The 13,173-nt window shown below is 54.3% G+C and carries 9 protein-coding genes; 1 reads left to right on the top strand and 8 read right to left on the bottom strand.

The features are described from left to right. Nucleotides 1-90 precede the first annotated feature (90 nt). The 4 genes from ACRBCU_RS09450 to ACRBCU_RS09465 form a co-directional block, all read right to left on the bottom strand. The gene (locus ACRBCU_RS09450) at nt 91-2,658 is read right to left on the bottom strand and encodes a putative PEP-binding protein (protein WP_431365136.1); all 2,568 of its coding nucleotides are present in this window, start codon (nt 2,656-2,658) and stop codon (nt 91-93) included. A gap of 87 nt (nt 2,659-2,745) precedes the next feature. Beyond that, nucleotides 2,746-4,965: a glycine--tRNA ligase subunit beta gene (gene glyS / locus ACRBCU_RS09455; RefSeq protein ID WP_431365137.1), complete on the bottom strand. Its 2,220-nt coding sequence runs from the start codon at nt 4,963-4,965 to the stop codon at nt 2,746-2,748. Further along, the gene (locus tag ACRBCU_RS09460) at nt 4,965-5,495 is read right to left on the bottom strand and encodes a DUF6446 family protein (protein ID WP_431365253.1); all 531 of its coding nucleotides are present in this window, start codon (nt 5,493-5,495) and stop codon (nt 4,965-4,967) included. Before ACRBCU_RS09460 ends, glyS begins: the two co-directional genes overlap by 1 nt. Nucleotides 5,496-5,497: 2 nt before the next feature. After that, complete coding sequence (locus tag ACRBCU_RS09465) at nt 5,498-6,421, bottom strand: glycine--tRNA ligase subunit alpha (RefSeq protein WP_431365138.1); 924 nt, start codon at nt 6,419-6,421, stop codon at nt 5,498-5,500. 236 nt (nt 6,422-6,657) lie between these two features. Here ACRBCU_RS09465 and ACRBCU_RS09470 point away from each other — a divergent pair, with 236 nt between their 5' ends. Next, a complete protein-coding gene (locus tag ACRBCU_RS09470) occupies nt 6,658-8,403 on the top strand; it encodes a trypsin-like peptidase domain-containing protein (RefSeq protein WP_431365139.1) in 1,746 nt (581 codons plus the stop codon). 2 nt (nt 8,404-8,405) lie between these two features. Here the strand turns inward: ACRBCU_RS09470 and ACRBCU_RS09475 are convergent, their stop codons facing one another. The 4 genes from ACRBCU_RS09475 to folE2 form a co-directional block, all read right to left on the bottom strand. Beyond that, a complete protein-coding gene (locus tag ACRBCU_RS09475) occupies nt 8,406-10,001 on the bottom strand; it encodes a thiamine pyrophosphate-binding protein (protein WP_431365140.1) in 1,596 nt (531 codons plus the stop codon). Between the two features lies 1 nt (nt 10,002). After that, nucleotides 10,003-11,451, bottom strand: a complete 1,449-nt coding sequence (locus ACRBCU_RS09480) for a TrkH family potassium uptake protein (RefSeq protein WP_431365141.1) — start codon at nt 11,449-11,451, stop codon at nt 10,003-10,005. A 75-nt stretch (nt 11,452-11,526) separates the two neighbouring features. Further along, nucleotides 11,527-11,742, bottom strand: coding sequence for a DUF1127 domain-containing protein (locus tag ACRBCU_RS09485; protein ID WP_431365142.1), 216 nt, complete (start codon nt 11,740-11,742; stop codon nt 11,527-11,529). A gap of 143 nt (nt 11,743-11,885) precedes the next feature. Beyond that, nucleotides 11,886-12,977, bottom strand: coding sequence for a GTP cyclohydrolase FolE2 (gene folE2, locus ACRBCU_RS09490; protein WP_431365143.1), 1,092 nt, complete (start codon nt 12,975-12,977; stop codon nt 11,886-11,888). Nucleotides 12,978-13,173 lie beyond the last annotated feature (196 nt).

Consider the following 13,173-nt stretch of genomic DNA (forward strand, 5'->3'; position numbering starts at 1 on the left):
CCCCGCCGCAAATCAACGATCTGTTGCTGCAAATGTAACAACGCGAAAACCTAGCGCTTTTTCAACATTTTGTGGCGTTATCTTCGCGTTCTACCCTAGCTTGTCGAATATCGCCAGTTGGGCTGCGGCTAAACGCGCAACCGGAACGCGGAAGGGAGAGCAAGACACATAGTCGAATCCCGCCGCGCGACAGAAGGCAATCGATTCGGGATTGCCGCCATGCTCGCCACACATAGACAGCACAAGATCAGCTCGCACCGCCCGCCCTCGTTTCGCGCCCAAGATAAGCAGCTCGCCAACCCCGTCCACATCTAGCGTGTGAAACGGATCTTCGCTGAACACGCCCTGACGGACATAGTCAGACATAAAGCGCCCAGCATCATCGCGCGACAAGCCATAGGTCATCTGTGTCAAATCGTTGGTGCCAAAGCTGAGGAATGTCGCTTCTTGCGCAATCTCTTCCGCCCGAAGCGCAGCACGCGGCGTTTCCACCATAACGCCGAGCTTGTAGTCAAACTCAGCGCCGGTTTCCGAACGTACGGCAGCAGCGACAAGATCAATGCGCATCTTGACCAATTCGACTTCGCGTTTGGCTGAAACCAATGGGATCATGATCTCTGGCACAACCGACGCGCCACTTTTTCCTGCAGTAATCGCCGCCTCGAAAATCGCGCGCGCCTGCATGTCATAGATTTCTGGCACGGTAATCCCAAGGCGAACCCCGCGCATTCCCAGCATCGGATTGTATTCCCCCATTGCATCAACGCGGCGCGTCACCTGCGAAAGTGGCAAATCTAATGCCTCGGCCAATGCGCGGTGTCCTGCATGATCGGACGGTAAAAACTCGTGCAGAGGTGGGTCAAGTAAACGAATGCAAACGGGCAGACCGGCCATCGTTTGAAACAGTTCGGTAAAATCCGCGCGTTGAACAGGCAACAAACGTTCGAGCGCGGCGCGCCGATCCTCGCTGTTGTCCGCGAAAATCATCTCTCGCATAACCGTTAAGCGATCATCATCAAAGAACATGTGTTCCGTTCGACAAAGACCAATGCCTTGAGCCTGAAACGACTTGGCCAGCCGCGCATCCGCAGGGGTATCCGCATTCGCACGAATGCTGATATCCCGTTCTTCGTCGGCCCAGGTGAGCAAAGTTTGAAACGCATCATCCAGCGTCGCCTCTAGCATCGCGACATCGCCTGCTAAAATTTCACCGTGCGTGCCATCAACGGTGATGACATCGCCTTCTTTGAACACCCGTCCCCCTGGCCCGGTCAGCAGTTTTTTGCGCATTTGAAAGCGCATCTCGTTCGCGCCAACAACGCAAGGCAAGCCGATGCCCCGACCGATCACAGCGGCGTGCGACGTCATTCCGCCCCGCTCGGTTAAAACAGCGCTGGCCGCATGCATGCCGCGAATATCTTCGGGCGAAGTTTCACGCCGCACCAAAACACAAGCCTCACCGCGCGCTGCGCTGGCTTGTGCATCTGCCGCAGAAAAGACGATCTTTCCCGTCGCAGCGCCCGGGCTCGCCGCAACGCCGCGACCGACGACATCGTGGGCAAAATCGCGATCAACCTGCTTGTGTAGCAATTCATTCAGCGCCACGGGCGGCACACGCATCAAAGCCTCTTGCTGCGTGATAATCTTATCTTCTGCCAAACGCACAGCAATACGCACAGCCGCGCGCGAATTGCGCGACACCCGCACGCCGTCAAGAAGATGCACACGCCCGTCTTCGATAACAAACTCGGCCTGCATTTCTTCGCGCAGTTTTGTACGCATCAATCCAGCATATCTGATCAGGTCTTTGAACGCAGTCGGGGCCAATTCTTCCAACGACGGTCCACGGGGATCGCGCTCGAGGAACAATGCTTCCGCCCGCCCTTCCAAGGCGTCTCGCCCTTGGCTTTGGCTCAGATATCGCCCCGTTAATTGCAACAGGCCTGTTTGCCCATCAACAAGCTGAATAACCCCAGAGCCACACTCGCCAGTGCCAAACCCAAGCGCCATAGATTGCACAACCAGCCCAAGCCCTGCATCCGCAGGCGCGCCCTTCGCTTGTCGCAGCAAACGCGCAGAGGTACCTTCCCAAGCGCGCGCCATCGAGCGTAGAACCTCGGCCAACTGCACTGCCGGATCTTGGGGGAACGGCTCATCGGTTTCATCCTCAAACGCGTGCAGCGCCGCGGACAGTGACGCCTTCCCTTCCATTCCGATTTCATCAAAAACATCTGGATCAAGCCGCGCGACAAGAACCGCGTAAGAGTGCACAAATCGCGCGTAGAGCGACGCGGCCGCCTCTTCGCCCAAGCGTTCCGACAAATCCACATACCGCGCGTCATTCATGCCGATATTCAGGATCGCGCCGGGGCCGCCCCAGTCTGGATCTTCGGATGAGGGACGCACGCACAGCAATTCACCAGCGTCAAAAGGCGAGAGCAACATACCCAAATCAGGCATTTCCCCGCGTGCAATATTGTGAACAGCGTCAAAAGACAGTCCAACCGTGCGCGGCACAGGCAGATCAAGCCGAACCAAACGCTGCAAACACTTTGTGCGCCCACCGTGCGTCTGCACCGCTACCGGCGCTTCGGGTGTTATCAATGTGACATTAGGATCATTCTGCACTGCGGCATCCTTTCGGGTTGCCTGCAGCATAGGGGCGAATTCGAAGGGCGCAAGCGCGCCCTTCATCTTACGTTAAAACGAGCCAAAAAGGGCGCGTGAATTGAGGATCGCGTCTAGCTACCCTTCAACGCGGGTCAAATCTGCGACAGACCCCACAAGTTTACGAATATCGCTCAGCAGGTTCAAACGATTGCGTCGCACCGTTTGATTGTCGCTGTTGACCTGAACTGCCTCAAAAAACGCATCAATCGGTGCGCGAAGTGCAGCCATGCCCGTCATTGCCGCTGCGAAATCCTCAACATTCAAAGCCGCTTCAATCTTTGGCGTTTCTGCCTCTAGCGCCGCAAACAAAGCGCGTTCTTCGTCCGTTTCAGCAAATTTCACATCCCCGCCATAGGAATATTCAACACCGTCTTTTTCTTCTTCTTTGGACAGAATGTTATTTGCGCGTTTGAAGCCTTGGAGCAGATTGGTGCCGTCCTCGGTCTTCATAAACGCCTCAAGCGCGATAGCACGTTTCACCAACAATGCTATGTCGTCATTGCCTTCCATCGCGATGCAGGCGTCGATCACGTCGTGCCGGATGCCCTGATCGCGCAGATAAACTTTGAGGCGGTCGTGGAAGAAGGATAGCAAGTTTACGGATTTATCAGGAACTTGTGCACCGATCTCGTTCAAACCATCGCTACCATCTCCGTCCAGCGCGTCTTTAACGGCCCTGAACGCTGCGCCAAACACACCATGCTCCGCAATTTCTTGCAGCAGATCATTCAATTCGCTTTGTTCGACATTTGTCGTCGCCTGACCTTTGTTGCGCACAAGTTGCGCGTCAACAAAACGATCAAGGCGCATTGAAACGCTGTTCTCCAAAACCAAACGAATAACACCGAGCGCGGCGCGCCGCAGCGCAAACGGATCTTTCGATCCTGTCGGCTTTTCGTCAATCGCCCAGAAGCCGGTCAGCGTATCAATCTTATCTGCCAAGGACACGGCCACCGAAACAGGCGCGGTCGGCACATCATCGGACGGGCCAAGAGGCGCATAATGCTCTTCAGCGGTAGCGGCCACCGCTGCGCTTTCGCCAGCCGCCTCAGCGTAATAACGCCCCATCAAGCCCTGAAGTTCAGGGAATTCATAGACCATTTCTGAAGACAGGTCCGCTTTTGCCAACTTGGCTGCGCGTTCTGCTTCATCCGCATCCGCGCCAACGACAGGGGCAAGTTCACGCGCCAAGGCAGCGATGCGTTCGATGCGTTCGGATTGTGTGCCCAACTTGTTGTGGAACGTCACATTTGAGAGCGCATCCGTCCAAGAAGCCATATCGGCCTTTGCAACGCGCAGATCGTTTTCCCAGAAGAACTTTGCATCCGACAAACGCGCAAACAAAACCTTTTGGTTCCCCGCAAGGATCGTCGCGCCGTTGTCGGAAGTTTCGCGATTTGCCACGGTGATAAAGCGTTCAATGCGGCCCGTTTTCGGGTTCTTGACCGAGAAAAACTTCTGATGTTCTTTCATCGAGGTTTGCAGCACCTCAGGCGGTAGACCAAGGAAATCCTCTGCGATCTCTCCCATCAAGACGACGGGCCATTCAACAAGCCCCGCGACCTCGCGCAGCAGTCCTGCATCTTCGACCACTTCGAGGCCATTGGCAAAGGCTTGGTTCGTCGCGTCCTGCCAAATCGCATCTGCGCGTTCAGCGGCGCTCAGAACGACGAAAGACCGCTTTAGCTGGGCTTCATAATCCTCAAAGCCGCTTACCGTTAGCTGTTTAGCAGCCATGAAACGATGCCCAAATGTCGTGTTTCCAGCTTTGATGCCGTCCACATCCAACGGCACAACTTCGCTGCCAGCCTCGTCACTTAAAAGGCAAATGATCGAATGGAGCGGACGCACCCACCGCAAAGACCCCGCGCCCCAGCGCATTGCCTTTGGCCAAGGGAAATTACGGATCGCACCCTCGAGAACCTCGGCAATGATGTCCGCCGCAGGGCGCCCCGCTTTTTCAATCGTAGCAAAATATACCGCACCCTTTGGCGTGTCGCGCTCTTCCAATTGATCGCGGGTCAGGCCAGCGCCGCGCAGAAACCCTTCAATCGCTTTGTCAGGGGCTCCAACTTTCGGGCCTTTGCGCTCTTCGCTAACATTTGGACTTTCAGCCAACACACCATCAACGGTTAGGCACAACCGGCGCGGCGTTGAAAAGGCAGCCGCCGAGCCGTAGGTCAGACCAGCTTCGACCATTCCATTGGTGATCAGCTTTTTCAGATCATCCGCAGCTTTGCCCTGCATGCGCGCAGGGATTTCTTCGGAAAACAACTCGATCAGCAGATCAGGCATCAGTTTTGTCCTTCAAATTCTTCACGTGGCGGGCAAGCCTCGCCAACGGGCGAGCCATCATAGGCCTTCGCTCCGCATTCATTCAGTTCGTGCCACGCATACCCGCGTCCATCTTCGGTGATCGCAACGACGCGATCCACGCCATAGGCGATATTTTTATGGCTCAAAAACGTAAGCGCCGTGCCCTCGATCAGCTCCGCGCCCAAAGCCTCTGCATCAAAGCAATCAAACCAAACCGGCGCGTTGCGCGGCTCTGCTTTTTCAACAGCTTCATAGGTTTCGCTGAGCAAGGCGTGGCTCATCGGAGTCGTAAAGCACGCGCGATAGCGGATCGGCGAGCTGTCCGCGTCGATGGCTCGGAAGTCGTCGAACAGGATCGGTTCGGGTTCTCCCGACACGAGAGACACCAATTGCACATCATCGCCGCTCGGCGTGATCTCGTCGTAAAAGGCGTAGACCTGTAAATAATACATAGCCCCGCCAGCAGCCAATGCAGCAAACACAGTAAACCCCGCTAGGAATTGCCCCATCTTCATTGAACGTAACCGCCGGCTTCGGTCAACACAAAGGCGTCAGCGCAAGCTTTGGCCAACGCACGCACGCGTCCAATATAAGCCTGACGCTCGGTCACAGAAATTACTCCGCGCGCGTCAAGCAAGTTAAAGATGTGGCTGGCTTTAATGCATTGATCATAAGCAGGATGCGCCATGATGATGCGTTTCCCCGTCTTTGGATCGTCATGCTCTTGCGCAAGAATGCTGGCGCATTCTGCTTCCGCCTCTTCAAAATGGCGCAGCAAAACCTCTGTGTTGGCAACATCAAAGTTCCAGCGCGCGAATTCTTCTTCGGTCTGCTTGAAAACATCGCCATAAGTCAGCGGGATCGGTGACTGCGGATCATTGTAGGGCATGTCCATGACGTGATCGCAGTTTAGGATATACATCGCGAGACGTTCCAGACCATAAGTCAGTTCACCAGACACAGGCGTGCAATCATGCCCGCCCACCTGTTGGAAATAGGTGAATTGGCTGACTTCCATACCGTCACACCAGACTTCCCAGCCAAGCCCCCAAGCACCCAGCGTTGGGCTTTCCCAGTCATCTTCCACAAAGCGGATATCGTGCATTTCCATGTCGATGCCGATTGCCTCAAGCGAGCCAAGGTAGAGCGCCTGAAGATCGGGCGGGCTGGGTTTGATCAGCACTTGATACTGGTAATAATGCTGCAAACGGTTCGGATTCTCGCCATAGCGCCCATCCGTTGGGCGACGCGAGGGTTGAACATAAGCTGCGGCCCATGGCTTGGAGCCAAGGGAACGCAATGTCGTTGCCGGATGGAAGGTGCCTGCGCCCACCTCCATATCATAGGGCTGCATCATCGCGCAGCCGCGCGCAGCCCAATATGCCTGCAATCGCAGGATAATCTCTTGAAATGATTTAGGTTTTTCTAAGCTCATCACACATGCCACCAAATGGATCGCACGCCGCGCGTGCCTTTGCGCCTGATTAGCCGCTGCGCTGGCGGGGGTCAATCAATCAACATATCGCGCAAATCACAGAAATGTTGCGCAAATGCTGTGGACTAATGCCTAAAAATTGCCGAAAACCGCTCGCAATCTGTGCCAATTCGTTGGGTAAGCTCAGTGCAAGCAACAACTACATGTTCAGCAGTTCGATTATTGAGGCATTTTTCATGGTACGCATAATCCTGTCCTTCATTCTGATTTCTTTTACTTTCTTGCGTCCAGCGGTCGCGCAAGATGCGGCTTGGGTCCAGATCGAAGCCCAACCAAGCTTGACAGCTGCCGAAGAGCGCGCCCGCTCCTATGCGGCGGCCTTGCCAGACGTAAATGGGTTTTCCTTGGGCGGCGGATGGTACGCAGTCGCACTTGGCCCTTACTCGCCAGAGGATGCTGAAACTGTGCTACGTGGATACCGCAACGAAGGCCGCATCCCGCGCGATAGTTTTATCGCGTTTTCAGCCGCATTTCGTCAGCAGTTTTGGCCCGTTGGCGCAAACCTTCTGAATGTTACGCCTTTGGCACCTGCCCTTCCATCTGAGCAAAGCGAAGTTGTCGAAGTCGCTCCCGAGCCCGAACCTGAGCCAGAAGTCGCAGACGAAACACCCCGACAAGCCCGCGCAAGTGAAGCTGCATTAAGCCGCGACGAAAAGAAAGATCTGCAATCGATGCTGCAATGGGCGGGTTTTTACAACGCTGCCATTGACGGATCCTTTGGTCGTGGAACCCGTGGTTCAATGGCCGCTTGGCAAGACGCGAATGGCTATGAAAAAACGGGTATTTTAACAACGCTGCAGCGCGCAGAGCTATACAAACAGTTCACCGCAGTTCTTGAAGGCCTTGATTTGCAGGTCGTCGAAGATAGCGAAGCGGGGATCGAAATGGTTCTCCCAATTGGCGCTGTTAAATTTGACCGTTATGAATCGCCCTTCTCTCACTTTGAAGGCACTGGTTTTGCAAAAGGTGCGAAGGTTATCTTGATCAGCCAAGCTGGCGATCAAAACACATTGTTTGGCCTCTATGACATTTTGCAAACGCTCGAGATTGTTCCGCTTGACGGCGCGCGTTCGCGCAACAAAAACAGCTTTTCCCTGATTGGTGAAAACGATGAGTTTATCTCGCAAACCGAGGTCAGCTTAAAGGACGGGCATGTCAAAGGGTTCACCCTTATCTGGCCCACAGGCGATGAAGAGCGACGCACCCGTCTTTTAGGTGAAATGCAAGCCAGCTTTACGCGGCTGGACGGCGTTCTTGATCCAACAGCTGGAATGGACGAACTCCAGAGCATTGATCTTGTTTCTGGTCTGAAAATTCGGACACCAAAACTATCGCGCTCTGGATTCTATGTGACCACAAAAGGTACCGCCTTGACCACATTGGAGGCTGTGCAATCGTGTTCCCGCATCACAATAGATGGCGATTACGACGCGAAAGTTGTGGCCATGGACGAGGCCAATGGACTTGCCCTGCTCAACCCGGAAGAATCCTTATCGCCATCAGGCATCGCGACCTTCCATGACGGATCACCGAGGCTAAAGAGCGAAATCGCTGTTGCGGGCTATCCGTTTGAAGGGGCCCTGAACGCACCGACACTCACCTATGGTATGCTTGCCGACTTACGTGGTTTGGGCGGTGAGACTGCAATCAATCGCCTAGAGCTGAACGCAATGTCCGGTGACATTGGCGGGCCTGTTTTGAACACGGCAGGCGCTGTGATTGGCATGCTTGCGCCTAAAGATATGAAAGGGCGCACTCTGCCCGAAGGCGTCGGGTTCTCCCTAACCAATGAGGTCATCGCCAAGTTGCTTAGCGGCGCAGGCATTTCAGCGACACCTGCAACAGCAACAGCCGCACTTTCTGCCGTTGATCTGGTGAATGTCGCGGCAGACATGACCGTCTTGATCAGCTGCTGGGAATAGTCCTAGCGATCCAGAATATCTGGTGTGATGTGAATAAGCGTTGGCCCATTGTGGGCCAGCGCTTTTTCTATGTCTTTCGCGAGGGCCTCAAGTGACCTTGGCCTAGCGCTCGCACCGCCATAGGCCTCGATCAATTTGCAAAAATCGGGGTTGCGCGCGACGACCGCGTTGGGCGCAATCTGGCTTCGCACCATCGACTCCTCGATCTCTTTCAACTTGCCATTGTCCCAAAGGATAATCGGCAAGCTAAGCTCTAACTCAACAGCGACCCCGAGTTCTTGTAGGGTGTACTGAAACCCATAATCGCCAGCGATAGCGATGACAGGTTGATCGCCTAGGCCAATCTTGCCACCAATTGCGGCAGGCAGCGCATACCCGAGCGTGCCAAAACCAAAAGGATGATGCCAATGCGCGGGTTTCGGCATGTCCCAAACCTCTTTGGCAACATACGCAAATTGGGTCATGTCAGAATAGATCATCGTATCTTTGGGCAGAGCGGCGCGAAGCGCATCACAAATCGGCACAATACCGGGACGCTCCGCATCGGTTTCAGCCCGCCAGCGCGCGCGCGCCTGCGCTACAACACTGGCATCCCAACACGGCGCGCGATCATCGACACGCGCTGGGATCGCGATGGCCATCGCTTTCAAAAACGCCCCCGCATCCCCATGGATAAGCAGATCACCTGCTTTTCCTTGCGCAAGAACGCTTGGGTCGATGTCTACGCGCACCATCGGACAGGTGTGACCCAAGGCGTCGCGCCAAAGGTCTACCTCTGCCAACTCGCTACCGATCGTACAAACCAAATCCGCCTGAGCAAAAATCTCTGCGGTCTCTGCACGTGCCAACGTGCTGCCAAAATTCAATGCGGTGTTTTCCGGAACAACGCCCCGCCCTGCGTAAGTGGTAAAGCTCGCGGCTCCAGTCATGCGCATCAAATCACCCACGGCCTCGCTGCCAGACACAGCCCCGCCGCCAAAAACAAAGATGGGCTTCTTGGCCGCAAGGATCAGTGCAACCGCTTCTGAAAGCTGCGCATGCGATGCCTGCGGCCGCTTTGGTGCAGGCAACGGCAACGCAGCATCTTGTGCCAAAGAGCCGCCCAACGCGATTGGGACTTGCAGGTGTTTTGATCTGGGACGCTTTGATGCAAATTCGGCAAATGCGCGATCTATCAACGCGTAGGCTGCATCCGCATTGCGTACTTCTTCGGACCATTCACACACCGTGCGCGCTGCGCCCGCCTGATCGAGCATCTGGTGCAGTTGTCCGCGTTTGGCTGAGGTTTCATCCAAACCAGACGAAATCGCAAGCACCGGCACGCTATCAGAATAGGCTTGCCCAAGCGGGGTCATCGCATTGCAAAGACCCGGCCCTGTAATCACATAGGCCACGCCCGGCTTGCCAGTTGCGCGGGCATAACCGTCGGCCATAAAACCCGCGCCTTGTTCATGACGCGCAAGAACATGGGTGATCCCGGCATCTTCGATGCCACGATACATTTCTATGTTGTGCACCCCCGGAATGCCGAAAATTACATCAACCCCGCGGGCCTTGAGCATATGAGAAATCTGTGCGCCTAGGGGCTTTTGCGTCATGTCACGCTCTCCAAAATCCGACAGTTAGAATGGCATAAACAGCCATCAATTCCAGTCGCCCAATCAACATCCCGACGGCAAGCAACCATTTCGCTGTATCGTTTAACCCGCCATAATTTCCCGCTGGTCCAATTTCCTCGCCAAGCCCAGGCCCAATGTTAGCAAGAGCAGATGCCGCTCCGGAAAGAGCCGTCACCAAATCCAACCCAGTCAAACTCAGAGCAACCGCCAGCAAACCCATTGTCACGATGAAGAATACAAAGAAGGACATAACCGAGCTCAGCACATCTTCTGTTACAGCACGGCCTTCATATCGAGGTGAAAAAATACCGTTTGGAGAATGAATGCGGCGAACCTGCGTTTTGATCGACGCGAGCAGTAACTGATACCGAAAGATCTTGATTGAGCAGGCAGTCGAGCCAGCGCAGCCACCAATCAACCCTGCGAAAAAGAACAAAGCGATAAGGAACGAGCCCCACATCATATAATCAGCGCTCGCATATCCCGTTCCAGACACAATCGAGATGATGTTAAAGAGCGACTGGCGGAAAGCGGGCTCAAACGCGCGATCTTGCGCGAGCGCGAGAACCGCAGCGCAGACCAAGACCAACACCGCAATCGTAATCAGAAAGCCTCGCACTTGCGCATCATGCCACAGCGCTGATTTGCTACCGTTCAACAATTGTACATAGCGAACAAATGGCAACGCCGCGAGAACCATAAAGAAGGATGCGATATATTCGGTTCCATTTGAGAATGCACCGAAAGATGCATCGTAATTCGCGAATCCGCCCGTAGCGACCGTCGTCATGGAATGCACGCTCGCATCAAATGCGTTCATGCCTAACACCATATAACTCACTGCGCAGAGCAGCGTTATGCCAACGTAGATATAGGACACTTGAGAGGCAATCGTTGTCGCGCGCGGCAAGATTTTCCCCATTGTATCAAAGCCTTCGGCTCTGAATATTTGCATACCGCCAACGCGTAGCTCGGGCAGAAATACCATCGCCACAACAATGATACCCACGCCGCCGATCCATTGCATCAAGCCCCGCCAAAGCAGCAGACCCTTGGGCAATGTGTCCAGCCCGCTGATGACAGTTGAGCCGGTCGTGGTAAGGCCAGACATTGCCTCGAAAAACGCATCAACAAAGCGTAACTCTGTCGCGCCGAACACAAATGGCAGCGCTCCGAAAACAGGCAAGGTTAGCCAAACGCCAGTTGTGAGAAGAAAGGTCTGTTGAATCGTAAGCCCTTGCTTCACCCCATTAGAGCAAGCCAGAGCAATCATGCCGCCTACAAGCCCTGTCAGCAAAGCGCTTTGTAGGAACGCGGGCCAATGCCCGCGCGCTTCGGCAAGATCGACCAACAAGGGCAGCAGCATTGCAAACCCAAGCATCATGACCAAAAGGCCGATCACATATCCAACAGGGCGCAGGTCTAACATGAGTGGCAGGCTTGGCCCCAAGCCTGTGCCCTGTCAAGCATTTGCTCGCGCATAGACGCGCAAATTTTGTCTTTATTACAGGATGTACATATCGCGGAAAACGTGACGCGCAATCTCTGAGCGCTCAAGCCCCAAAGAAGCGAGTTCTTCGTCAGACATCGCACTGTAATACTCAACTTCAGAACTCCGCGTCCGCGCTTCGGCGGCGTTCATCAGCATCTCCCAAATGGCAGCGCCAATACGTGGTAGGAATGAAGACGTCGTCGCGGGAACCTGATCAAGAACAGCCATGTGTCGTACCTTTCTGCGTCGCAGCAAATATGCTTTGTGGAAAGATAACATCTGGAAACGATGGCGAAAACGGCGCTTTCTGCATTGCAGCAATGCGCTCACCGCATCGCTACACCGTTGTTATGCGTTCTCAGAATTGGTCTTTATCCGACGTGGAAGAGCGTACTGAACAGTTTCGGATCAAGGCTGGTGTTTGCAAGACTCGGCCCTTCGGTCAAAACGCTTACCGCATCATGGCTATGAAGGCTTTCTTGATGCGACGCGACAACCCGAAAATCACCAATTCGCTCATCGCTTTGCATTTGCTCGCAAAATAGACGCGCTGCATCCTCAACAAAAATCGGGTTAGCGGCGTTGAGTTCTGCGAAAGCTTGCTCGTCTTCACGCTTGACCATGACCTGCGTTTCCGTTGGCACAGCCGTTCGGCAATGATTGATCAAATCTTCAAACCAGAGGATGGATTTGCCGACCAGCTCAACCGAAACCCTTGCAACAGAACGCTGCGAATGGGGCGTAGCGAGCTGGCCACGCGCGCGCCGCGCATGTTCGCTAAGCTCAAGGGAGCAAGGGCAAGTTGACGAATAGACGTAGTCCAAGTGCATGAACTTCTGGCGCACTCCATTTTGCTCAACAAGCTCAAGCGCAATGTCATAATATTGATAGCCAGTAAGCCCGGAACGCAGGCTTTCGATTTTCATCGGAAAGGAAAAGCGCATCTGAATGCGTGCATCAAAGCTCTCTAAATCGGACTTATAGTCGTCAAGCGTCGCTTCGATTACATCAAAACTGAACGTTTCTTCTGCGCGGCGATAAAACGTGCGCATGATACGGGACATGTTGATGCCCTTTTTGTCGGCCTCAAGGCTAACTGAACCCGTAACCGAGGTTTCGAGCGTCAGATCGCCGCCGTGTTTGGTGTGAAACCGGATCGGCAGACGGAAGTTTGAAATACCAACATGCTGAATAAGCTGCTTTGAGCCGCGAATAAGTGAACTCGGACCGTTCTGAAGATCAGGCAAGCTTGCTTTATATTCTGCATCGACCTTGAAATCACTGGGGTAGTCTTGGCTCAACTCTGGGTAAAACCCACCTTCGACAAGCGCTTGCAAATTTGGGTCCAGCGCTTTGACGTCATCAGCGCTCGCGTTTTCGGCCCAGCGTTTCAAGAGCGCTAAAGCCATCTCAGCTTCTGCGCGTTCCGTTTCAGCATTAGGAACTGGCGTTTGCATATTCATCTGTGGCCCCCAAAGTGACTGTGCCAGTGTCACTATATAGGACACCGGACCCATTTTCCTATGCCATAACGATCAAGAACAGCGGGAAAGACGAAGCGATATCCAGCAAACGCGACATGAAGACGGGCAAAACTGGCTATCCAGACATCTGATTCGCACTTAGCGTTGAAACCAAGACGCGAAAAGGGGCTTGAGT

The sequence above is a fragment of the Planktotalea sp. genome, assembly GCF_050633725.1.
GTDB lineage: Bacteria > Pseudomonadota > Alphaproteobacteria > Rhodobacterales > Rhodobacteraceae > Planktotalea.

Bases quoted from the DNA above. Each gene is read 5' to 3' on its own strand.
- glyS (WP_431365137.1), bottom strand. From the start codon at position 4,965: ATGCCTGATCTGCTGATCGAGTTGTTTTCCGAAGAAATCCCTGCGCGC.
- ACRBCU_RS09460 (WP_431365253.1), bottom strand. From the start codon at position 5,495: ATGGGGCAATTCCTAGCGGGGTTTACTGTGTTTGCTGCATTGGCTGCT.
- ACRBCU_RS09480 (WP_431365141.1), bottom strand. From the start codon at position 11,451: ATGTTAGACCTGCGCCCTGTTGGATATGTGATCGGCCTTTTGGTCATG.
- ACRBCU_RS09470 (WP_431365139.1), top strand. From the start codon at position 6,658: ATGGTACGCATAATCCTGTCCTTCATTCTGATTTCTTTTACTTTCTTG.
- ACRBCU_RS09465 (WP_431365138.1), bottom strand. From the start codon at position 6,421: ATGAGCTTAGAAAAACCTAAATCATTTCAAGAGATTATCCTGCGATTG.
- folE2 (WP_431365143.1), bottom strand. From the start codon at position 12,977: ATGAATATGCAAACGCCAGTTCCTAATGCTGAAACGGAACGCGCAGAA.
- ACRBCU_RS09485 (WP_431365142.1), bottom strand. From the start codon at position 11,742: ATGGCTGTTCTTGATCAGGTTCCCGCGACGACGTCTTCATTCCTACCA.
- ACRBCU_RS09475 (WP_431365140.1), bottom strand. From the start codon at position 10,001: ATGACGCAAAAGCCCCTAGGCGCACAGATTTCTCATATGCTCAAGGCC.
- ACRBCU_RS09450 (WP_431365136.1), bottom strand. From the start codon at position 2,658: ATGCTGCAGGCAACCCGAAAGGATGCCGCAGTGCAGAATGATCCTAAT.